The sequence below is a fragment of the Natronomonas sp. genome (genome assembly GCF_028274965.1).
In the GTDB taxonomy this organism is placed as follows: Archaea; Halobacteriota; Halobacteria; order Halobacteriales; family Haloarculaceae; genus Natronomonas.
In genome coordinates this window covers 1-20,017 of the sequence record NZ_JAQCNO010000048.1, presented here as the reverse complement: position 1 = coordinate 20,017, position 20,017 = coordinate 1, and the positions used below count along the sequence as shown (strand labels likewise).

The 20,017-nt window shown below is 69.4% G+C and carries 31 protein-coding genes; 19 read left to right on the top strand and 12 right to left on the bottom strand.

Features of this window, described 5'->3' with window-relative positions:
* Positions 1-10: 10 nt before the first annotated feature.
* From Q0916_RS06260 to Q0916_RS06250, 3 genes are all read left to right on the top strand, one after another.
* Positions 11-349, top strand: a complete 339-nt coding sequence (locus Q0916_RS06260) for a hypothetical protein (protein WP_299235820.1) — start codon at positions 11-13, stop codon at positions 347-349.
* A complete protein-coding gene (locus Q0916_RS06255) occupies positions 346-1,011 on the top strand; it encodes a hypothetical protein (RefSeq protein WP_299235819.1) in 666 nt (221 codons plus the stop codon). The genes Q0916_RS06260 and Q0916_RS06255 overlap by 4 nt, the downstream gene beginning before the upstream one ends.
* Before the next feature lie 66 nt (positions 1,012-1,077).
* Positions 1,078-1,641, top strand: a complete 564-nt coding sequence (locus tag Q0916_RS06250; protein ID WP_299235817.1) for a hypothetical protein — start codon at positions 1,078-1,080, stop codon at positions 1,639-1,641.
* Positions 1,642-1,689: 48 nt separating this feature from the next.
* Here Q0916_RS06250 and Q0916_RS06245 read toward each other — a convergent pair whose 3' ends face one another.
* Positions 1,690-2,553: a transcription initiation factor IIB gene (locus Q0916_RS06245; RefSeq protein WP_299235815.1), complete on the bottom strand. Its 864-nt coding sequence runs from the start codon at positions 2,551-2,553 to the stop codon at positions 1,690-1,692.
* Between the two features lie 170 nt (positions 2,554-2,723).
* Here Q0916_RS06245 and Q0916_RS06240 point away from each other — a divergent pair, with 170 nt between their 5' ends.
* Positions 2,724-3,221, top strand: coding sequence for a hypothetical protein (locus tag Q0916_RS06240; protein WP_299235814.1), 498 nt, complete (start codon positions 2,724-2,726; stop codon positions 3,219-3,221).
* Here Q0916_RS06240 and Q0916_RS06235 read toward each other — a convergent pair.
* From Q0916_RS06235 to Q0916_RS06225, 3 genes are all read right to left on the bottom strand, one after another.
* Positions 3,214-3,924, bottom strand: coding sequence for a ParA family protein (locus Q0916_RS06235; protein WP_299235811.1), 711 nt, complete (start codon positions 3,922-3,924; stop codon positions 3,214-3,216). The genes Q0916_RS06240 and Q0916_RS06235 overlap by 8 nt on opposite strands.
* A gap of 63 nt (positions 3,925-3,987) precedes the next feature.
* Positions 3,988-4,416 carry an HIT family protein gene (locus Q0916_RS06230; RefSeq protein WP_299235808.1) on the bottom strand — a complete coding sequence of 143 codons (429 nt, stop codon included), beginning with the start codon at positions 4,414-4,416 and terminating at the stop codon, positions 3,988-3,990.
* 155 nt (positions 4,417-4,571) lie between these two features.
* Positions 4,572-4,958 carry a DsrE family protein gene (locus Q0916_RS06225; protein ID WP_299235805.1) on the bottom strand — a complete coding sequence of 129 codons (387 nt, stop codon included), beginning with the start codon at positions 4,956-4,958 and terminating at the stop codon, positions 4,572-4,574.
* A 215-nt stretch (positions 4,959-5,173) separates the two neighbouring features.
* Here Q0916_RS06225 and Q0916_RS06220 point away from each other — a divergent pair, with 215 nt between their 5' ends.
* From Q0916_RS06220 to Q0916_RS06170, 11 genes are all read left to right on the top strand, one after another.
* The gene (locus Q0916_RS06220; protein ID WP_299235803.1) at positions 5,174-5,356 is read left to right on the top strand and encodes a DUF7331 family protein; all 183 of its coding nucleotides are present in this window, start codon (positions 5,174-5,176) and stop codon (positions 5,354-5,356) included.
* 229 nt (positions 5,357-5,585) lie between these two features.
* On the top strand, positions 5,586-6,815 hold the full coding sequence (locus Q0916_RS06215) for a translation initiation factor IF-2 subunit gamma (protein ID WP_299235801.1): 1,230 nt from the start codon (positions 5,586-5,588) through the stop codon (positions 6,813-6,815).
* Positions 6,816-6,820: 5 nt separating this feature from the next.
* A complete protein-coding gene (locus Q0916_RS06210; protein WP_299235798.1) occupies positions 6,821-7,195 on the top strand; it encodes a PIN domain-containing protein in 375 nt (124 codons plus the stop codon).
* Between the two features lies 1 nt (position 7,196).
* Positions 7,197-7,766 carry a DNA-directed RNA polymerase gene (locus Q0916_RS06205; RefSeq protein ID WP_299235795.1) on the top strand — a complete coding sequence of 190 codons (570 nt, stop codon included), beginning with the start codon at positions 7,197-7,199 and terminating at the stop codon, positions 7,764-7,766.
* A complete protein-coding gene (gene spt4 / locus Q0916_RS06200; protein ID WP_299235792.1) occupies positions 7,767-7,964 on the top strand; it encodes a transcription elongation factor subunit Spt4 in 198 nt (65 codons plus the stop codon).
* Between the two features lies 1 nt (position 7,965).
* Positions 7,966-8,505, top strand: a complete 540-nt coding sequence (locus Q0916_RS06195; RefSeq protein ID WP_299235790.1) for a GTP-dependent dephospho-CoA kinase family protein — start codon at positions 7,966-7,968, stop codon at positions 8,503-8,505.
* Positions 8,506-8,622: 117 nt separating this feature from the next.
* Positions 8,623-8,928 carry a 30S ribosomal protein S24e gene (locus tag Q0916_RS06190; RefSeq protein ID WP_299235787.1) on the top strand — a complete coding sequence of 102 codons (306 nt, stop codon included), beginning with the start codon at positions 8,623-8,625 and terminating at the stop codon, positions 8,926-8,928.
* Between the two features lies 1 nt (position 8,929).
* Positions 8,930-9,064, top strand: a complete 135-nt coding sequence (locus Q0916_RS06185; RefSeq protein WP_299235784.1) for a 30S ribosomal protein S27ae — start codon at positions 8,930-8,932, stop codon at positions 9,062-9,064.
* Between the two features lie 3 nt (positions 9,065-9,067).
* Positions 9,068-10,669 carry a bifunctional N(6)-L-threonylcarbamoyladenine synthase/serine/threonine protein kinase gene (locus Q0916_RS06180; protein WP_299235781.1) on the top strand — a complete coding sequence of 534 codons (1,602 nt, stop codon included), beginning with the start codon at positions 9,068-9,070 and terminating at the stop codon, positions 10,667-10,669.
* 49 nt (positions 10,670-10,718) lie between these two features.
* Positions 10,719-10,991 carry a DUF5808 domain-containing protein gene (locus Q0916_RS06175; protein WP_299235778.1) on the top strand — a complete coding sequence of 91 codons (273 nt, stop codon included), beginning with the start codon at positions 10,719-10,721 and terminating at the stop codon, positions 10,989-10,991.
* 137 nt (positions 10,992-11,128) lie between these two features.
* Positions 11,129-11,302, top strand: coding sequence for a hypothetical protein (locus tag Q0916_RS06170; protein WP_299235774.1), 174 nt, complete (start codon positions 11,129-11,131; stop codon positions 11,300-11,302).
* Positions 11,303-11,398: 96 nt separating this feature from the next.
* Here Q0916_RS06170 and hisA read toward each other — a convergent pair whose 3' ends face one another.
* Complete coding sequence (gene hisA / locus Q0916_RS06165; RefSeq protein ID WP_299235770.1) at positions 11,399-12,121, bottom strand: 1-(5-phosphoribosyl)-5-[(5-phosphoribosylamino)methylideneamino]imidazole-4-carboxamide isomerase; 723 nt, start codon at positions 12,119-12,121, stop codon at positions 11,399-11,401.
* Between the two features lie 182 nt (positions 12,122-12,303).
* Between hisA and fer the strand changes: the two genes are divergently transcribed.
* The 3 genes from fer (at position 12,304) to Q0916_RS06150 (ending at position 14,474) form a co-directional block, all read left to right on the top strand.
* Positions 12,304-12,693, top strand: coding sequence for a ferredoxin Fer (fer, locus tag Q0916_RS06160; RefSeq protein WP_299235767.1), 390 nt, complete (start codon positions 12,304-12,306; stop codon positions 12,691-12,693).
* Between the two features lie 161 nt (positions 12,694-12,854).
* A complete protein-coding gene (locus Q0916_RS06155) occupies positions 12,855-13,433 on the top strand; it encodes a hypothetical protein (protein WP_299235764.1) in 579 nt (192 codons plus the stop codon).
* A 33-nt stretch (positions 13,434-13,466) separates the two neighbouring features.
* Entirely contained in the window at positions 13,467-14,474 is a 1,008-nt protein-coding gene (locus Q0916_RS06150; protein ID WP_299235762.1) for an A24 family peptidase, read from the top strand.
* 44 nt (positions 14,475-14,518) lie between these two features.
* On the opposite strand, the gene Q0916_RS06145 is transcribed toward Q0916_RS06150, so the two are convergent.
* Together Q0916_RS06145 and Q0916_RS06140 are read right to left on the bottom strand one after the other, a co-directional pair.
* Positions 14,519-15,109 (bottom strand): RPA family protein, encoded by a 591-nt coding sequence (locus Q0916_RS06145; protein ID WP_299235759.1) that lies wholly within the window; start codon positions 15,107-15,109, stop codon positions 14,519-14,521.
* A complete protein-coding gene (locus Q0916_RS06140; protein ID WP_299235756.1) occupies positions 15,110-16,039 on the bottom strand; it encodes a replication factor A in 930 nt (309 codons plus the stop codon).
* A gap of 189 nt (positions 16,040-16,228) precedes the next feature.
* On the opposite strand from Q0916_RS06140, the gene Q0916_RS06135 reads away from it, so the two are divergent.
* Entirely contained in the window at positions 16,229-16,513 is a 285-nt protein-coding gene (locus Q0916_RS06135) for a DUF7091 family protein (protein WP_299235754.1), read from the top strand.
* A 21-nt stretch (positions 16,514-16,534) separates the two neighbouring features.
* On the opposite strand, the gene Q0916_RS06130 is transcribed toward Q0916_RS06135, so the two are convergent.
* The 5 genes from Q0916_RS06130 to Q0916_RS06110 all read right to left on the bottom strand — a co-directional run.
* Positions 16,535-17,314, bottom strand: a complete 780-nt coding sequence (locus Q0916_RS06130) for a DICT sensory domain-containing protein (protein ID WP_299235752.1) — start codon at positions 17,312-17,314, stop codon at positions 16,535-16,537.
* A gap of 117 nt (positions 17,315-17,431) precedes the next feature.
* Positions 17,432-18,217, bottom strand: a complete 786-nt coding sequence (locus tag Q0916_RS06125) for an SDR family oxidoreductase (protein WP_299235749.1) — start codon at positions 18,215-18,217, stop codon at positions 17,432-17,434.
* Between the two features lie 63 nt (positions 18,218-18,280).
* Entirely contained in the window at positions 18,281-18,736 is a 456-nt protein-coding gene (locus tag Q0916_RS06120; protein WP_299235745.1) for a Tfx family DNA-binding protein, read from the bottom strand.
* Between the two features lie 56 nt (positions 18,737-18,792).
* Entirely contained in the window at positions 18,793-19,254 is a 462-nt protein-coding gene (locus Q0916_RS06115) for a TRAM domain-containing protein (protein WP_299235742.1), read from the bottom strand.
* A gap of 304 nt (positions 19,255-19,558) precedes the next feature.
* The coding region (locus Q0916_RS06110; protein ID WP_299235739.1) for an acetoacetate decarboxylase family protein at positions 19,559-20,017 on the bottom strand (459 nt) is incomplete at its 5' end.

Genomic DNA, 20,017 nt, shown 5'->3' with positions numbered 1-20,017 from the left:
AAAATCGGGCGTGCTGCTGGTCGTCACGTACTCACGGGCCGCGCGGAACTCCCTCCGGAACGTCTGTCGGACCCACGACGGAAGCGTCGTCCGCCGGCTCGGGCGGGCGGCACTGCTCGAACCGACCGAACACGGCGCGTTCCTCGGGTTGCGCCTCCGCGAGAAACACCCCGACGACGTCCAACTCGAGCGGACCGCCCCGTTCAACGAGTTCCGGGACGTCCCCGAGGCGGTCCGGGAGGCCGCGCGGGCATACGAGGAGCGATCGAACCGGAACGTCCCGTACGCGAAGTTCGCGATCGACCGCCCGCACCCGGTCCCCGACGCGTTGCGGGCGCGGGAGCTGTGAGGCTCTACCCCCACGTGGCCGTCGTCGCCCCCGGACTGTCGCTGTCGCGCCGCAGAGCCCTCGCCGCCGCGGCCCGATCGATCGGCGTGACGACGGGCGTCGACGAGCGGATCCGCGCGACCGAGGCGGAACTGCGAACGCTCGCCGAACCGGTCCCCTCCCGCGCCGACGCCCGGCGGCGAGTCGCCGAGACGGCCGCCGATCTCGACGCCGAGCGCGAACGCGTCGCGACGATCAGGGGCCGGCTTCAGGAGGCCGACGACGGCTCTCTCAGAGACGACTACCGGTCGGCGCTCGGCGCGCTCTCGGAGGCCGAGACCGAACACGCCGCCGCGACGGAGGCGCTCGAATCGGCACGCGAGCGCGCCCGGGCCGCCCGGGACGACCGGGACCGGCGACTGCGGCTGCAGGACCGCCTCGAGAACGACCGACGCGCGGCCCGAGCGGAACTCGTCGACGCCGTTGGGCCTGCTGTCCGGCGGGCCCTCGGGGCGCTCCCCTCGCGGACCCCGGCGTCGTTCGAGGCGGCCGACGCGGTCTCGGCCGCGCTCGCACTCGTTCGCGCCGGCCGCGTCGAGACGCCGGTGACGCTCGCCTGCCGCCGCTTCGAGGGCCGCGACGCGGCCGAGCGATGGCTCGAAGCGCCCGTGTACCGGATCTGATCGCCCGCCGTCACTCGGCCGCCACCCGACCGCCTGTTTATAATCGATCGGGCGGGCACACACCGCGTGCCGAACCTGTCCATCGAAACCGTCCGGAGCGACCCGGTGACGTTCGTCGAGGCCGTCCTCGAATCCGACCGCCCGTGCTCGGTTCGCCTCGAAACCGACGTCGACGGCACCGTCTGGCCGCCGCGGGTCGACGGCACCGTGGTCGGCGAGTGGGACGACGGTAGCGTGACACTCGAGGCAGCCGCCGGATCGACGCCAATCGGGTTTGCGACCCCCGCCGTCGTCGATCGCGCCCCGATCCGGATCGTCCACAGCGAGCGCCGCCCGACGGACCGCCCGTCGGCGGTCGAGGCCTGGCTCGGGCGGATGGAGCGCCGCCTCGAGACCGCCGAGACGCTGGCCGACGCCGAGGACCTGACGGCCGCCGCCGACGCCGTCGCCGCCGTCGGGGGGCTTTCGGCGGTCGAGACGCTCGCCGGGGAGATCGATCGGGACCGGCGGATCGCGGCCCGGCTCTCGACCGTTCCGGACGGGCTGTGCGAGCGACTCGACGCCGTCGACGTGCCGACGAGCGCGTTCGTGACCCTCGCGGAGGACGGCGCCGAGGGCGATCGCTCGTAGCCGCCGAACCGTCGCGACCGCCCGCCGGAGCACAACGGCGCCCGCCGATCAGTCCCGGAGGTCCTGGTAGGTGTTCCGCACCGTGACGGCGGAGACGTCGGCGACATCCGCCGCGGCCTGCTGTGTGAGTTCGTGCCCGGCGCTGCGAGCGGCGGTGTAGAGACACGCGGCAGCGACGCCGCTTGGGTTCCGTCCGACCGTCGTCCCGGACTCGTGGGCGTCGGTCGCGAGCCGTCTCGCGCGGCGCTCGATCGCGTTCGGGACGTCCAGCTCCGAGGCGAAGCGCGCGAGGTACTCCGCGGGGGCGATCGGCCCGATCTGTAGCCCCAACTCGCGGTTCAACGCGCCGTATGCGACCTTCAGTTCGTCCTCGTCGGCGCTCGCAACGGCGACGATCTCCCCGAGCGTGCGCGAGACGGAGACGGTCCGACAGACCGCGTACACCGCCGCCGCGGCGAACCCCTCGATACAGCGCCCCCGGAGGAGGTCCTCGGTCTGTGCGGACTCGAAGAGGACGCAGGCCCGCTCCCGGAGGTCGTCCGGGAGCTCGAGCTGCCCGGTCAGCCGCCGGATCTCGGTGAAGCCGTGCACCTGGTTTCGCTCCCGCTTCGAGCCGATCTGCGCCCGGCTGTGCTGTCGGCGCATGCGGGCGACCTGCCGGCGCTTGCGCCCCGTGAGACGCGTCGAACGGCCGATCTCAGTCGAGAGCCCGCGGTCGTGACGCGACCGGGTAAGCGGCGCGCCGCAGCGCTCGGGATCGTTCCGGTCGTCGGCAAACGAGCGCCACTCGGGGCCGCGATCGAGCTCGTCCTCCGCGACCACGAGCCCGCACTCGTCACAGACGGTTTCGACGCCGGTACGTTTCAGACGGCCACCGCACTCGGGGCAGACCCGCTGTGTCGTCGTGCTCATCACGTGCGAAACTTCGCCTCGATGGTACTTGAAGGCGGAACGGAAACGGGGAGAGCGCAGGCGAAACGCGGCCCGAAGCGTACCGGTAACCGGTACGCTCGAGTCCGTTCTCGTCCGGTATTTTTCGCGTCGAGAAAGATTTTATAAACCACGGGGACGCAGCCCACGGCATGGCGCTCTCGGAGATCGCAGCGGGCATCGAGGTGACCGCCGAACAGCGCGAACGCGGGGTCGCCACCGCGGACGAGACGGGAACACCGCTCGCCGACCGACTCGAACCCTTCGACGAGCGACTGCCCTGTTCGCCGGACGCCGCGGCGACGCTTTTCGAGGCGTACGTCGAGGGCGCGTCCGTCGGTCGCGCGGCCGCGGTCGCGTCGGTCCCCGAGACGACGGCGGCGAAGACGCTGTTTTTGCTCGGCGAACCGATCGATCCGCTCACACCGACGGCCGCCCGGGTCGTAGACGACTTTCTCGCCGGCGAACTCCCGAGAACGGAGGCGCGGACGCTCTCGGGACTCGGCGAGACGGAGTTCGCCCTCGCGGTGTACGTCAGGACGCACGATCCGATCGACGGCGCGGAGACGGCCGTCGCGGAGACGGCGTCGGTTCCGGACGACGAGGACCCGCTGGCCGACGCCAGGGACGGCCTCGACGGGCTTATCTGAACGGGACGTCCGGGAGGATCCCCTCTGTCGACTCGCGTTCGATCGAGACGCCCACCGTCGTCTCGACCACGTCGCGGACGGCGTTCCGACCCGTCTCGCCGCCGACGACCGGCGGCTCCTCCCCGAGATCCGGAACGGTCACGTCGGCATCGGGGTGTCCCGTCGTACGCGTGAGGACCGTCACGGACTCGTCGACCCCGATGTCGGCCAGCCGGTCGATCGTTCGGGGGACGGCCGACGCCGCCCGAGCGCCGTCACAGACGACCGCGACGAGATCCGCGCCCGCGGCGGCCGCGACCGCCTGGTTGGCCGCGATGGGCGGCGTATCGATCAGGACGTACCCGAACCGCCGCGCCGCCTCGTCGATCCGCGCCCCGAACCGCTCGGCGGCCTCGGGGGCCTTTGCCTCCGCAACGCGGCAAAACGGCGCGCGAGCCGGACAGACCGCGAGTCGACCGCCGCTGTCGGCCGTCACCGACCGCTCGATGAGGCCGGATTCGAGCGGCGTGTCGTCCACGCACAGCCGCGTCATGTCCGGATCGATCCGGCCCGACACCCGGTCGGCGAGCCCCTGTGTCCCGTAGGCGGCGTCGAGGACCGCAACGTCGCGGCCGCTGCGCGCAAGCAACTCCGCACACGCGAGCGTCAGCCGGGTCGTGCCCCCGCCGCCGACCGCGCCGACGAACGCGACCGTCTCTGACATACGATCGGGTCGCTCGGGTGCGGACAAAAGGGTGCCGCTTCGCGGGGGAACGTCCCCGGCGACTCACTCCAGCGCCGCGGCGATGTCGTCGGCGATCCCGCCGAGGTCGGGGTCGTCGACGCCCCCGGCGGCGCCCATCACCGAGTGCAGCGACCCGCCGCCGTCGCCGTCGAACCGCGGGACGATGTGGACGTGGAGGTGTTCGATCTCCTGGCCGGCCGCCCGGCCGTCGTTGATCCCCACCGTGGTCGCGTCGGCCTCGACGGCGTCCTCGATCGCCGGTGCGAGGTCCCGGACGACGCCGAACACCTCGCCCGACAGCGCCGGCGGGACGTCCCGCAGTCGCTCGTGGGCCTCCTTGGGCACGACGAGCGTATGCCCCGGCGCCAGCGGGTTCGCGTCCAGAAAGGCGATCACGTCGTCGGTCTCGCGGATGATCTCTGCGGGGATCTCGCCGTCGATGATCCGCTCGAAGATCGTCGGGTCGGACATACCGGGGTGATCGGCCGGCGGCCCTATCAACGTTGACCCTCGCCCGGCCGGAGGCGCCCGGGGACGCCCGCGGCGATCGCTCTCTGTCGGGCGATCGCTTTCTGCCGGCCGGACAGAAGGTGCGCACGCGGACGCACCGGTGTCGAAACGGGGTCCTACCCGACGTTTATCAGCTCGTACCCCTGGGCGACGAGCCCGGCGACGTCGGGCCCGTGGTGGTCGCCGGGACCCTCCGCGCCGGGCTCGTCGCCGCCGTCGAGGGCGACTCCGGCGGCCTCGATGTCGTCGTCGATCTCGAAGAAGCTCGCGCAGTACCCGCAGGCCCCGTCGATGAGGCCCCGATCCTTGGCCTCCGCGTAGTAGTCGTGCACCACGCCGTCGGGGTTGTCCTCGGCTTCGGGGATCCACTGCGTGCCCTGCCCGTCGAAGAACACGACCACGTCGTGTCCGGCGTCGTCGAGGTCGCGGGCGTACTCTAAGTTGTTTGCGACCGGTCCGGGGTTGCCCGGCGGGGAGTTGATGAGAAAGGCGAATTTGCCCATGTTTCCCGTAGGGGCGAACCGTTCAAAAAAGTTGAGCCTGCGCCCGGCCTCCGGCGCCCGGAGAACGGATCCGAGCCCGCCTCAAGGCCTCCGTGTCCTCCGGAGCGGTACCGGCGCCGCCCGGGAAGGCGTATTAATGGCATAATACACAATGTAGTGTTAACACACCCCGGGCCGAACGCTTATACCCGGTGATCGCCTGCAGACATATGCTAATGAGTAGCGCACCCTCCGACACGGACGAATCGATCCCATCGTCGGTCGAACCACCGGAAACGCCGCTCGACTCCGAGCGGTACGCCCACCTCTCGCTCGACAACGGCGAGGTCGTCATCTACGACCGGGAGGACCCGGACATGTGGGTGCAGTCGGACTTCGTCGTCGAACTCGGCGCGTAGCGACCCGATCGCCCGTTCCGTTCGGTTTCGTCTCGTCCCCTTTTTGCTTCGCCGATCGAACGCGACCCTCTGACACCACCCCGAGCGTCCCGGCGCGCGTGCGTCACCGGCCCCGTTCGTTCGGCGCCCCCTTCGACCCCCGATCGGAGGACATCGAGGCCGAACGGCGGTCGAACCGCGGAACAGTAGGTTTATCAATCGCAGGAGCGGATGTTCACGTCGTTACTAAATGACGCGGAAACACCGACAACCGGAGGTGAACATCGGGCTGGTCGGCCACGTCGACCACGGGAAGACGACCCTCGTCGAGGCGCTCTCGGGGGAGTGGACCGACCAGCACTCCGAGGAGATGAAACGCGGGATCTCCATTCGCCTCGGCTACGCCGACGCGACGTTCCGGGAGTGTCCGGGCCTCGACGAACCCGAGCGGTACACTGTCGAGGAGACCTGTCCCGACGGCTCCGAGAGCGAACCCCTCCGGACGGTGTCGTTCGTCGACGCGCCGGGCCACGAGACGCTGATGGCGACGATGCTCTCGGGCGCGGCGATCATGGACGGCGCGGTGTTGGTCATCGCCGCCAACGAGCCCGTCCCCCGCGCACAGACCGAGGAACACCTGATGGCGCTCGACATCATCGGGATCGAAAACATCGTCATCGCCCAGAACAAGATCGATCTCGTCGACCGCGAACAGGCCGTCCGAAACCACGAACAGATCGAGTCCTTCGTCGAGGGCACGGTCGCCGAGTCGGCCCCGATCGTCCCCATCTCCGCCCAACAGGACGTGAACACCGACCTCCTGATCGGAACGATCGAATCGGAGATCCCGACGCCGGAGCGCGACTCCGGGACGGACGCGCGGATGCAGGTCGCCCGCTCGTTCGACATCAACCGCCCAGGCACGACCCACGAGGACCTGACCGGCGGCGTTCTCGGCGGATCGCTCACGCAGGGGAAACTCGCCGTCGACGACGACGTCGAGATCAAACCCGGCCGCGAGATCGAGGAGGGCGGCAGTTCGGAGTACCGCCCCGTCGAGACGACGATCCGGTCGCTGCAGGCCGGCGGCGAGTTCGTCGATGAGGTCACGCCCGGCGGACTGTTGGGCGTCGGAACCGGCCTCGATCCATCGATGACGAAGGGCGACGCCCTCGCCGGTCAGGTCGCCGGCCCGCCGGGGTCGCTCCCGCCGACCCTCGAGCGATTCACGATGGACGTCGAACTCCTCGATCGGGTCGTCGGCGAGGAGACCGACGAGATCGAACCGATAAGCACGGGCGAACCGCTGATGTTGACCGTCGGCACGGCGACGACCGTCGGGTCGGTAACGAGCGCCCGCGACGAGGAGTGCGAGGTACAGCTGAAACGCCCCGTCTGCGCGGCGGCCGGCGCGAAGATCGCTATCAACCGCCGCGTCGGCGCGCGCTGGCGGCTCATCGGGATCGGAACGCTCCGGTGACGGCGATGCGCGTGGTACTCGACACGAACGCGCTGATGGCGCCGGTCGAGGCCGGCGTGCGGACCTTCGAGGAACTCGATCGGCTCCTCGGAGCGCACGCCCCGGTCGTCCCGAGGGCCGTACTGGAGGAACTCGACCGCCTCGCGGCCGGCGCCGGCGAGGAGGCGACCGCCGCGAGCGTCGGGCGCGACCTCGCGCGCCGGGAGTGCGCCCGCGTCGATCACGAGTCGTCGTACGCCGACGACGCGGTCCTCGAGATCGGCCACCGGAGCGAGTACGCGGTCACGAGCGACCGCCCGCTCCGGCGACGGCTGCTCGAGGCGGACGTTCCCGTAATCTGTTTACGCGGGCAAACCAAATTCGAGATCACTGAACCATAACATGTACAAACGGGTTCGACTCAGAGATACGGTCGAGGTCCCTCCCAGACACCTCGCTGACGTATCGCCCGAGTTAGTCAAGCGGCTGTTGCAGGACAAACTCGAAGGACAGATGGACGAGGACGTCGGTAGCGTCATCTCGGTGACCGAGGTCCACGACATCGGCGACGGGGCCGTGTTGCCGAACCGCCCCGGCGTGTACTACCGGGCCGAGTTCGACGCGCTCACCTTCGATCCGCAGATGCAGGAGGTCGTCGACGGCGAGGTCGTCGAGGTCGTCAACTTCGGCGCGTTCGTCGGGATCGGCCCCGTCGACGGACTCCTTCACGTCTCGCAGATCTCCGACGAGTACCTCGCCTTCGACGGCGAGAACCAACAGCTCGCCTCGCGGGACTCGAACCGCGTGTTGAGCGTCGGCGACGCCGTCCGGGCCCGCATCGTCACGAAGAGCATCGACGAGCGGAACCCCCGGGACTCGAAGATCGGGCTGACCGCGAAACAGCCGGGGCTCGGCAAGCACGGCTGGCTCGAGGACGAACGACAGAGCCGCCAGGCGCAGGCGGGTGATTAGATGGCCGACCGACTCGTCTGCCGGGACTGCCACCGCGTCCTCGAGGTCGACGGCGACGAACAGTGCCCCGTCTGTGGGTCGAACTCGCTGACGGAGGACTGGGCCGGCTACGTCGTCATCGCCCACCCCGAGGAGAGCCGGATCGCCGAGGAGATGGGCGTCACCGAGTCCGGCCGGTACGCCCTGAAGGTCCGCTGAGATGGCGACGATACTCGCCAAGCTCCCCCAGTCGATGCGGAGCGAGCTCAAGGAGCCGCTCGGCGAGATCCACACGGCGGCCGAGACGCTGCTCGAAGCGGCGGGCGACCCGATCGTCGCCGTCGGCGACATCGTCACCTACCACCTGATCGGGGCCGGCCGCCGCCCCGACGTGGCCATCGTCGACGGGAAAACGAAACGCGAGCGCGTCGAGCGGAGCGTCCGGGAGGCGATAGAGGGGTTCGACGAGCGGATCGACGTTGCGAACCCCCAATCGACGATCACGGACGACCTCCTCGAGGCGATGGCGAGCGCGATGGCGATCGCCGGTCCGGTCGTGATCGTCGTCGACGGCGAGGAGGACCTCGCGTCGCTGCCGGCGGTGCTCGCCACGCCCGACGGGGGGACGGTCGTGTACGGCCAACCCGACGAGGGGATGGTGTCGGTCCCGGTCGGGGCCGACAGCCGGACGCGCTGTCGGAACCTCATCGAGCGGATGCAGAGCGACCCCGAGCGGATCGACGCGATCCTGTCGGCGTAGCGGGCCCGCGCTGTGCGCCGACGCGCACGCTCCGATTCTCGAAAAAACGGCGGTCTCGACCGTTTAGGGCTTCGAAATCCTTTTAGGTGTTTCCGGGGAACGAGTACGTAACCAACCATGGAGATCGAACTCATCGACGAAGAGGAGAACCCGATGCTGCACCGGACCGACGTTCGGTTCCAACTGACACACGAGGAGGCGACGCCCTCGCGTCTCTCCGTCCGGGACTCGCTCGCGGCGAAACTGAACAAGGACGCCGAGGAGGTCGTCGTCCGCAAACTCGACACGAAGTACGGGATGCGCAAGACGATCGGCTACGCCAAGGTCTACGAGGCCGCCGAGGACGCCAAGGCGGTCGAACAGGACCACGCCCTCGAACGCAACAAGATCACCGCCGAGAACGCCGACGCCGAAGAGGCCTGAGATGCCCCGGTACGAACTCTACGATGACGACGGAACGACCGACAGAGAGCAGTGTCCCCGCTGTGGCGATACGTTCCTCGGCGAGTACGGTGACCGCCGGCACTGCGGGCAGTGCAGCTACACCGAATACCTGTAGGCCGTGACCCGCGTCCTCGGCATCGAGGGGACGGCCTGGTGTGCGAGCGCGGCCGTTTTCGACGGCGCGACCGGCGACGTTTCGATCCGCTCTGAGGCCTACCAGCCGGACAGCGGCGGCATCCATCCCCGTGAGGCCGCCGAACACATGCGCGATGCGGTCCCGACCGTAATCGGGTCGATCCTCGAGACGATCGAAGCAACCCATGGCGATGCCGCCGAGGCGCTCGACGCGGTCGCGTTCTCCCGAGGCCCCGGACTCGGCCCGTGTCTGCGGATCGTCGGGACCGCCGCGCGCGCCCTGGCCGGCCGCCTCGGCCTCGAACTCGTCGGCGTCAACCACATGCTCGCCCACCTGGAGATCGGCCGCTACCGGTCGGGGTTCGACGCCCCGATCTGTTTGAACGCCTCCGGGGCGAACGCGCACGTGCTCGGCTACCACGACGGCCGATACCGGGTGCTCGGCGAGACGATGGACACCGGCGTCGGCAACGCCCTCGACAAGTTCACGCGACACGTCGGCTGGAGCCACCCCGGCGGGCCGAAGATCGAATCCCGGGCGACGGCGGGCGAGTACGTCGAGTTGCCCTACGTCGTCAAGGGCATGGATTTTTCGTTTTCGGGGATCACCTCGGCGGCGAAGGCGGCCTACGACGACGGGGTCCCGATCGAGGACGTCTGTCGCGGACTTGAGGAGACGGTGTTCGCGATGCTCGCGGAGGTCTCCGAGCGGGCGCTGTCGCTGACCGGCGCCGACGAACTCGTGTTGGGCGGCGGCGTCGGCCAAAACGAGCGGTTGCGGGGGATGTTGGACGCGATGTGCGCCGAGCGCGGGGCGTCGTTTTACGCCCCCGATCCGGAGTTCCTCCGGGACAACGCCGGCATGATCGCGGTCCTCGGCGCGGCGATGTACGACGCCGGTGACACGCTTTCGATCGACGCCTCCGGCGTCCGGCCCGACTTCCGCCCGGACGAGGTCGACGTGACGTGGCGCTCCGAGCGGACGACCGCCTCTCCCGCCCCCGCGGACGAACGGACCCAAGGGGCCGAAGCGACGGTCGAACTCGACGCCGGAGCCGGGCGGGCGTTCAAACGGCGACACGCGAAGGCGTACCGCCACCCGGAACTCGACGAACGACTCAGGAAGCGCCGGACGCGGACCGAGGCCCGCCTCACGAGCGCGGCCAGGCGCCTGGGGGTCCCGACGCCGGTCGTCTTCGACGTCGATCCGCCCGCCGGAACGCTTACGTTCGAACTCGTCGGCGACGCGGACTTGAGCGACGCGGTCTCGGCCGAACGGGTCGGTGCGGTCGGCAGACACCTCGCGCGCTGTCACGAGGCCGGGTTCGTCCACGGCGACCCGACGCCGCGGAACGTCCGCGTCTCCGAGGACCGGACGTGGCTCATCGACTTCGGGCTCGGGTACCACACCGACGCGACGGAGGACTACGCGATGGATCTTCACGTCTTCGAGGGAGCCCTCGCCGGGACCGCCGCGGACCCGACGGCGCTGATAGCGGGCTTCGAGGACGCCTACGCCGCGGCCGGAGACGAGGCGGTGCTCCGGCGACTGCGAGAGATCGAGCGCCGCGGGCGGTACCGATGACCGACCGGCGGGGAGTGGGTATAAGTTCCGGGGCGCCGTACCCCTCAGTATGTCAGACAAGCCGCAGTCCGGCGAGCTGTTCGGCGTCCCGTACAACTTCGAACGCCCCTCCCTCGGTCGGATGCTGTCCGCGTACTGGCAGCCGGGCAAGGGGATGCTCGTCGAGAAACCCTTCGGCATCGGCTACACGCTGAACCTCGCGAACTGGCGGTCGTGGCTGATCCTCGGGGTCGCCGCCGCGCTGTTCTACCAACAGCAGGGGTCGGCCGACACCGTCGAGGACGACACGGACGAGCCGGTCGAGGTCGTCGTCGACGACTGAGAACGCCCCCACCCCCGCCCCCGCCTCCACCCCACCTCACCCTGCCGTCCTGCCCGTCGATCGACGCCCGACGCTGAGCGCCTGCCATCCGACCCCCGGCGGATCAGTTTTTAAAGGTACGGGCCGAAGGGCGGGGTATGCTCGGACTCCTCGGACTCGCGTGGTCGGCCTGGAAACTCGGCGCGAAACGGCTCGGCCCGGTCGGCGCCGCGGCGTTCGCCGCCGCCGTCGTCGTGGGGTTCGTGCTGCTCCGAGGATACCTCGAGGAGCGCTACCCCCGGATCGCCGACGCGATCGACGGCGCGGTCTGAGGCCCGCCCGAGCGATTGCCCCCGGGATCGGACCGACGAGCCCGCGGTCGAACCCCGGAGGCGGACCCGACAGGAGGGCGGAGGGCCGAGAGCGGCTCAGACCGCCATCGCCTCCTCGAGGGTGAACCGCTCTTCGTACAGCGCCGTCCCGACCACGGCGGCGGCCGCCCCGGCGTCTCTGAGCGCCCCGACGTCCTCGAGCGTCGAGACGCCACCGCTGGCGACGACCGGAACGTCGACGGCCTCGACGACGCGTTCGACTGGCTCCCGACGGATCCCCGAGAGCTGCCCCTCGACGTCGACGTCGGTAAAGAGGATCGCGCCCGCGCCCTCGGATTCGTAGCGAGCCGCCGCCTCGGCGGGGTCGAGGCCCGTCCCCTCGGTCCACCCCGAGACGACGACCTCGCCGCCCCTGGCGTCGAGGCTGACGACGACGCTGCCGGGGAACCGGTCGCTTATTCGGCCGACGATCTCCGGCGTCTCGATCGCCGCCGTGCCGAGGATGACCCGATCGACGCCAGCGTCCATCAGGCCGAACGCGTCGGCCGCACTCCGGATGCCGCCGCCGAGTTGGACGTCGATATCGGCGTCGACCGCCCCGACGATCGCTTCGACGGCGTCGGCGTTCGCCCGCTCGCCGTCGAAGGCGCCGTCGAGATCGACGAGGTGCAGCGTTCGCGCGCCGCGTTCGACCCACCGCGTCGCCGCCTCGACCGGATCGCCGTACTCGGTTCCGGTGCCGCGCTCGCCGCCGACGAGTTGGACGACGCGTCCGTCCTGCATGTCGATCGCCGGAACGACCTCGAACCTCGGGAACATGTACCGCCGTCGGCGGGGCGGAATAATAAAACCGCACCCGTCGAGGCGTCGTCTCGACCGGGCACCGACGGGGCCGAAACGGCGCCCTTTCGGCCCGTCTCGGGCGCCGACGCGCTCGGAACGGGTGTGTCCGCCCGTGCTAACAGCAAGGTTCAACATACCGGAGGCCCAACATCGTAGTGATGCCAACAGTAGAATATCTCAACTACGAAGTGTTGGACGATCACGGCTGGGACATGGAGGACGAGGACCTCTTCGAGAAGGCGGCCGACGCCGGCCTCGACGCCGAGGACCACGGCGAACTCGACGTCGCGGAGGGCGAGTACATCCTCGAGGCGGCCGAAGCGCAGGGGTACGACTGGCCCTTCTCCTGTCGGGCCGGGGCGTGTGCGAACTGCGCCGCTATCGTCAAGCAGGGCGAAATCGACATGGACATGCAGCAGATCCTCTCGGACGAGGAGGTCGAAGAGCGGATGGTCCGCCTGACCTGCATCGGCAGTCCGGCTGCCGACGAAGTGAAGATCGTCTACAACGCGAAACACCTGGACTACCTCCAGAACCGCGTCATCTGATCGTTGACCGACGGGCTCCGATCGCTCGTCCCGGCCGGAACCGACCGTTTTTATCCACAAAAGAAACGCCGCGTTCCCGATCGCCGCCGCGTCGGCGGTCGTGCGTTCGCGTGTCCGCCCGCACAACGTTGAAACGCGTCGACAGCGTAAATCCCGCAGATATGACGCCCGACGGCCGGACGCGACGGCGGCTGTTGAAGATCGGCGCTACCGGTGCCCTCGGTCTCGCCGCGTCGGTGGCCGGCTGTTTCGGGTCCGGCGAGGCGAACGCGCCCGAGAACGGAACCGACGGGGACTCTGAGCCCCCCGACCCGGACCTGGCGATCGACGACAACCGGTATCTGAGCTCCGCGTTCCCGATCGAGTTCGTCGATACGGACTTCGAGGAGCGGACGGGCTTCGCCGACGACGCCCGCCTGGCGTACGTCCACTGGCACGGCACGGAAAAGTCCCACTGGCACCAGTCGCCCCTGAAGATCGACGCCGGCGGGACGCGGTCGGGGCGGACGCGGTTTCTGGTCGCCGGGGCCAACGCGGTGCCGCTGGGCCCCGACGAGACGTTCCGACAGACGGTCCGGACGACGGCGGACACGCCCTCGAGGCTCATCGAAACGAGCGTCGAGGGCGCCGTCGTCAGCATCGAGGGCGCGAGCGCGGGGGAGGCCCGACTCGTCTTCGAACTCCGCGCCGGCGAGGAGCTCCGCTGGTCGTCGCCGGCGATGCCGATCGAGGTCTCGTGACCGGGGTCGGGCGGTGAGCGATGCCGGGCGTTTATGTCGCCGCTGTACGCAGTACCCGGCGTGTCGTCGCTCCTGTTCGGATTCGCAAGCGGGCCCGATCTGCTGCGTCTGTCGGCCGTCGGGGTCTTCGCCTGGGCGGCCTACCGGGACCTCGAGACGCGCCGGATACCGAACCGGACCTGGGCCCCGCTTCTCGTCGTCGGCGCGGTCGCGCTGGCGTGGGACCTCCTCGCCGTGCTCGACGGGGCGGCGTTTCAGCGCCGGCTGTTCGCCGTACAGACGGTCGTCTCGATCGGTCTCGTCGCCCCGCTCGGGTACGTCTTCTGGCGGATCGGCGGCTTCGGCGGCGCGGACGCCAAGGCGATCATCACGCTCGCCGTCGTGTTCCCGACGTACCCGGTCTACTACGTCCTCGGCGGCGCCTACCCGATCCACAGCGCCCCGCTCGGCGTGTTCTCGTTCAGCATCCTGTCGAACACCGTCGTCGTCGGGCTGTTGTACCCGCTCGCGCTCGGGGTCCGGAACCTCCCGAACGGCGAGATCACGCCCGCGATGTTTGTCGGCCGTCCGGTCGCGCTGACCGACCTCCCCGGGGAGTACGGGCGGCTGCTGGAAGACGCCGACGGCTTCACGCGGCGGGGCCTCGACATCGACGCCCTGCGGATGTACCTCCGCTGGCGCGGACGCTCGCTCGCGGCGCTGCGCTCGGATCCCGACCGCTTCCGGGGGTCTTTGCCGGCGGCACCGAACGACCCCGGCGACGGCGCGATCCGGGACGACGACGCCACGGCGCCCGGCGACGCCGAGCCCACAGACGACGATCCGTGGGGCGCCGAGGCGTTTCTCTCCGAGCACGACGCCTACGGAACGGCGCCCGCGGAACTCCGCGACGGCCTCGGAATCGTCGCCGACCCGGACCGCGAGCGCGTCTGGATCACGCCGGGCATTCCGTTCGTCGTCCCGATGTTCGTCGGACTCGTGCTCGCGGTGAGCGTCGGCGATCTGATGTTCGGCGCCCTCGGCGCGTTGGGGCTGTCATAGCCGCCGCGCCCCGCGGGCGACCCCACGACCGAGTGGCCGCCCGCTCAGGCCTCGGCGGTCACCTCGGCGTCGTCCTCTACGTCCTCGAGGGCGGCGATGACCTGATCGCGGTACACCGACAGGTCCGGGTCGTACTGCGTCTGTGCCATCGCGGCGTACTCGTCGGCGCCGTCGAAGCCCTCGATCCGACCGAGCGTCCGGTCGGCCGTCTCGACGACCCAGCGGTTCCGGGTGGCGTCGTCCACCACGGTGATCGACTCGGGGCGCAACGAGACGTTCGTCTCGCCCTCGTCGGTCTCGTACGAGCGCGGCTTCCCGACGACGGCGACGTAGGCGGGCGTCTCGACCTCCCGGAGGACGGCGGTCGCCTCCGGCTGGTACTGCCCGGCGTACGCGAAGAAGGTCCCCGTCGGATCGACGATGCGGCCGCGCCAGTACTCCGAGTCCTCGCCGACGTCCTCGGTCTCAGTCAGCGTGGCGACGACGAAGACGCGGTTGGCCCGCTGGCCACTCGGCAACAGCGAGTACACCGGCGCGCGCTCGTCGTCGGACTCCTTGAACGTGTACGTCGCGTCGTTGAACTCGGCCGCGAAGGCGCGTCTGGCGACCTCGCGGCTAGGGACGGAGCCGCTCATTCAGATCGACCTCGCTTTGATCAGCACGCTCTCGGCGTCGGTCGGCGCACCGAGCCGTTCGATGTCGTTTGCGAGCACGTACCGGCCGAGCGTCGGCCCGGCGACGCGGTAGTACCGACCGAGCACGTCGCCGCGCATCTCCTCGACGACGACCTCGGTGTCGAGGGCGTCCATCGCCATCTGTTGGGCCTCCTCGAGGGTGATCCCGGTCAGCTCCTCCGTCGACTCCTGGTTGAAGATGACCTCGTGGATCTCGGTGCCGTCGTCGAGGACGCCCTTGATCCGGAGGTCGAACTCGCCGTCAACGTCGCCGTGCTCCGAACACCGGCCGTTCTGGAGCACGCGGGTGCAGTCCTCCTCGGGACACCGCTTTATCAGCCCGGAGCCGGACTGGATGTCGACCAACGCGCCCTCGACCTCCGTCGCGTCGTCGCCGACCTCGATGTCGGCGTCGAGTTCCTCGATCGTCGTCGAGGAGTTGAGCTTCACCGAAAACCGGCCCTGGTACTCGTCGGTGACGACGTTCCCGAGCCGGTAGACCGAGCCCTCAGCGAGCTCGTCGAGGTCGCTTTTGGCCCACTTGGTGAACTTCACCGTTCCGGTCTCGTCGCCGAGCAGCCCGACCTGTGCGATCGAGTCGGCACCGGGCTCCCAGAGGTCGACGACCTTGGCGGTGAGGTCGATCCACCGTTCGGCGGCGTCGATGTCGGTGACGGTCGCCGACTCGCTCGTTCCGCCGCCGAGCTCGTCGCGCTCGATGTCGGCCTCGTCGAGGTACGTCGAGACGACGCTGCGCCGGGCCTCCTCGATCGGGACCCGGTACTCGGAGACGAGCGTCTCGAGGCGTGATTCGATTTCGTCGACACCGACGTCGAGGGTGTCGGAGAACTGTTCGCGTATCTCTGTCGCGTGCTGTCGCAGGTCTGTCATGGCGGTTCCGTCTCCGCGTGTTTTCAGTGGGAGACGTACGATAATTGGTTCGTGTCGGTATAAAAACCGTCGGTGACCCGGAGTGAAAGTGAAACTGAAACCGAACCCGGACCGCGACCGGCGAACCCGCTCCGATGAGCCCCGCCGGGCGCCGACGGTTCTTTGTTTCCCCAGCCCCTATTGTGGTCCGTGAGCAACCGTCGCCGCCTCGAGCGACTCCTCCGGACGAAACTCAACGCGGCCGGCCAGCAGTTCGAGGAGGCGAAACGCGCCTACGCGGACGCGAAAGCGGCGACGACGGCCGACCTCCCGACCGACGACGACGGGCGCGCCCGGATCGTCTGTCGCCGCCACGCCGAAAAGCGCGCCGTCTCCGTCGACCCCGAGGGCCGTCCGGCCTGTTACGACGCCGAGCACCCGGACTGTCGGGGCTGCGTCGAGGACGTCCGCGACGGGCGGATTGAGACCTGGTGAGACGGACCGATAGGCGGCTCACTACCGGAACCGGCGGTCGATCCGCCGGCGTATCCGCCGGACCGTATCGGGGTCGTACGTCCACATCGAGCGCCAGACGCTCGGATCCGTCTCGACCGCGAGCAGCGCCGCCGGGTCCGCCTCCGGCGTGGACGGGGAGAACACGACGAACCACGACCGCCGGTAGTGCTCGTCGCGCCCCGGATGCACCCGGAGCCCGTCGATGCTCGCCGGTCCGGGGGCGTCCTCGTCCGGGAGACCGTAGGCGTGAACCTCGACGCCGGAGTCCGCAAGCCGCTGGTAGACGCGTTCGGTCCCGTACTCGTCGGTCACCCGGGAGAGCTCCTGGAAGGCGGCGTCGAGCCGCCCCGCTCCGGCCTCGAGCGCCCGCGCTTCGATGTACCGCGACATCACGATCAAGAGGAGCTTCTCCTTGGTCGATTCGGGGAACCCGCGGAGCGTGTACACCTGATCGTCGAGTTCGGTGAGCACGTCGGGGGCGTCGAACTTGTCGATCCCGCTCAGGCCGCTCGTGTAGAGATCGGAGTTGACCAAAAGCACCGCGTTCCGGACCGCCTCCATCGGCGACGTCGTGACCACCTCGCCGTCCTCGATGAGGGCGACCGCCGTCTCGGCGTCCGAGGCGGGCTCCGTCCGCGCGAACTCGAGGTCGGCGCCGACGCTGCCGAAGGCCTCCTGAAAAAGGTCCAGTACGGGCTCCGGCTGCGTCCCGTCGACGACGGCGAGCGTCCGCTCCGGGGCCGTCTCGGCGGATAGAACCGACTCGAAGGCGGTGACCATCCGGACGCAGGTTACGGCCTGGATAACTTAAACTCAGGATCGGTTTCGGGATCCGATGTGCCCGCCCCCCGGCGATACCGGCCCGAGACGTTCGGGCCGCCGATGGGGGTCGGTCCCTCACAGACTCCGCATCGACCCGCCGTCGACGGCGAGCGCGACGCCGTTGACGTAGGACGCCCGCTCGCTCGAGAGCCACGCGACCGCCGCGCCGAGTTCGCTCGGATCGCCGACCCGGCCGGCCGGCACGTCGGCGGCCCACTCCTCGAGGGCCGTCTCGTAGTCGGGGTGCTCGCCGCGCTCGACGCCGTCGACGATCAGCTCCTCGATCCGGTCGGTCTCGTGGGCGCCCGGGAGGACGCTGTTCGCCCGGATCTCCGGGGACAGCTCCCGCGAAAGCGTCTTCGTCAGCCCCGTGACCGCCCGTCGGACGGCGTTCGAGAGGACGAGATCGTCGAGCACCTCCCGGACCGACCGCGACGTGATCGTGACGATGGTCCCGCCGCCCTCCGCGAGCGTCGGGTGGGCCGCCCGGACGGTCCGGACAACGCTCATCACGAGCAGGTCGTACGCTGCGTACCAGTCCTCGTCGTCCGTTTCGAGGAACGACCCCGGCGGCGGCCCGCCGGCGCTCGTCACGACGTGATCCAGCCGTCCGAACGCCGAAACGGCGCGCTCGACGAAGCGCTCGATTTCGCGCGGCTCGGTGATGTCGGCGCGGACGCCGAGGGCGTCGCCGCCGCCGATCCCTTCCAGTCGCTCCGTCGCCTCCTCGAGTCGCGTCTCGTCGCGGCCACAGACGGCGACGTCGACGCCCGCCTCGGCGAGCGCCGCCGCGCTTGCGAGCCCGAGTCCGGCCGTCCCGGCTGTGACGAGCGCCGCGTTGCCCTCGATCCCGAGATCCATACGAGCCGACACGGCGCCCGAGAAAATAAACACCCCTGCCGGCCTCCCGGTTTCCCGCCCCGCTTAGGTCCGGACCCTGACCTCGCCGTCGCCGGTCACGGTGACGGTGATCTCCCGCTGGACGGCGCGGCCGTGGACGGCGTCGCCCGCGGCGTCGCCGATGAGCTTCATCAGGTCGGGCGCGGTGCGGTTGACCTTCACGTCGGCGCTGTCGCAGGCCGAGTACACCAGGTTCGGCACGTCGTAGAGGTCCGTGCCGGCCTCGACGGTCAACTGCACCGGCGCGTTGAGGACGTCGGCGAAGGCCACGGTCTCCTCGGCCTTGGCGACGTTTTCGCGCGCGCTCGCTTCGACGCTCGAGACGTTGGCGCGGGAGGTCCCGAGTTCCTCGGCGATGTCCGCCTGGGATACGCCCGCCTCGCGGAGCACGAGCACCTCCGCCTGCCGGCGGGTCAGCACGTTCGTCTGTGCGTCGAACCCCGCCCGTTCGAGCAACTCGTCGGCGTCCGGAACCGTCATCGCCCTCGCCCGCCCGCCGTCCGCGGTTGGCTGTCGTACACGTCTCTGCCCCGCGATCAGTTGCCCCAGAAGTTCTCGCGGCTTCCGAGCCGTTCGCGGTCGAGTGCCCGCTCGCGATCGCCCCGTTCGTCCGTCTCGTCTGTGTCGTCCGCCTCGGCCGCGTCGCCGTCCTGCTCGTCGTCCTCCATCGGGAGGCGTTCGAGTTCGTCGGCGCGGGCGTGGTTCGACCGCACCTCCGTGATCTTGACTCGCGCGCGCGCCTCCGGCAGCACGCCGTCGACCATCACGATGAACCCGTCCTCGGTCCGACCGACGCCGGCGCCCGACTCGTGGATGTCCTCGACGTCGACGACGACCTCCTCGCCGAGCTTGACCGGCTGCTGTTTGAGGTCGTTGATCGGCTGGTTGTAGTGCGAACACCACTCGGCGCCGCCGCGGTCGCCGTAGTGTTGACAGCCCATGCCTTCGATGCGTTCTGAGAAACTGGGGCAATCGTCCGCGAGTGGGCAATCGGGCATACCACTCAGTACCGCCGCTGTCGATTAAACGCTTGTGGGTCCCGATCTTTTCCTGCGTCGGGGTCGCCTGCGGCGAACCGCTCGTTGAAAAACATCGGTGAAAAAGGCCGGACGCTCCCTTCGGTCGCGCGGACGTAAATCAACACCTCCTGTCTCGTTGGCCTGTACCGATCTCGCTCGACCACCGGGCTAAGGTATTGTCACTAACTGCTACACGAACTACAGAGCGTGTATCAGTCACACCGAACAGTAGCGGTGAACGGTTGGCTATCGCGGATATGAACCAATCGCTGGACCCCGTGTCTCATACCGGGCCGATCCGTTGCCCCTCGTGAATGACGAACTCGGCGTCGGCCGCGAACCGCATCAGAGCACGCTCACTCAGGTCCAAGTTTTTGAGACGCTGTGCGCGCGGATGATCGCCCAGGGTATACGAGATGCCGCTACTGTACGGCCAGATGCCGATGTCGCCGTCGAGTTGCAACTCCTCGCGGAGAACACTCCCGTCTTTGGTAGTGTAGCCCACGCTCGAGTCGCTCTGGCTGAGCATCGGCGGACGCTCCACCGTCACGTCGATGAGATGCTGATCGTCGATGTGGACGGACGTGTGCCGGGTTGAACCGTCGTCATCGTGGGTGATGTCGGCGACCTCCTTCGGGTATCCCCAGATGTCGACCCCGAGTGCTTTGGCAGGCTCAGAGGTCACGGGGAGATGCCACACGTACCCCGAGACCCCCCGTGTGAAGACCGATGCGTACGGTAG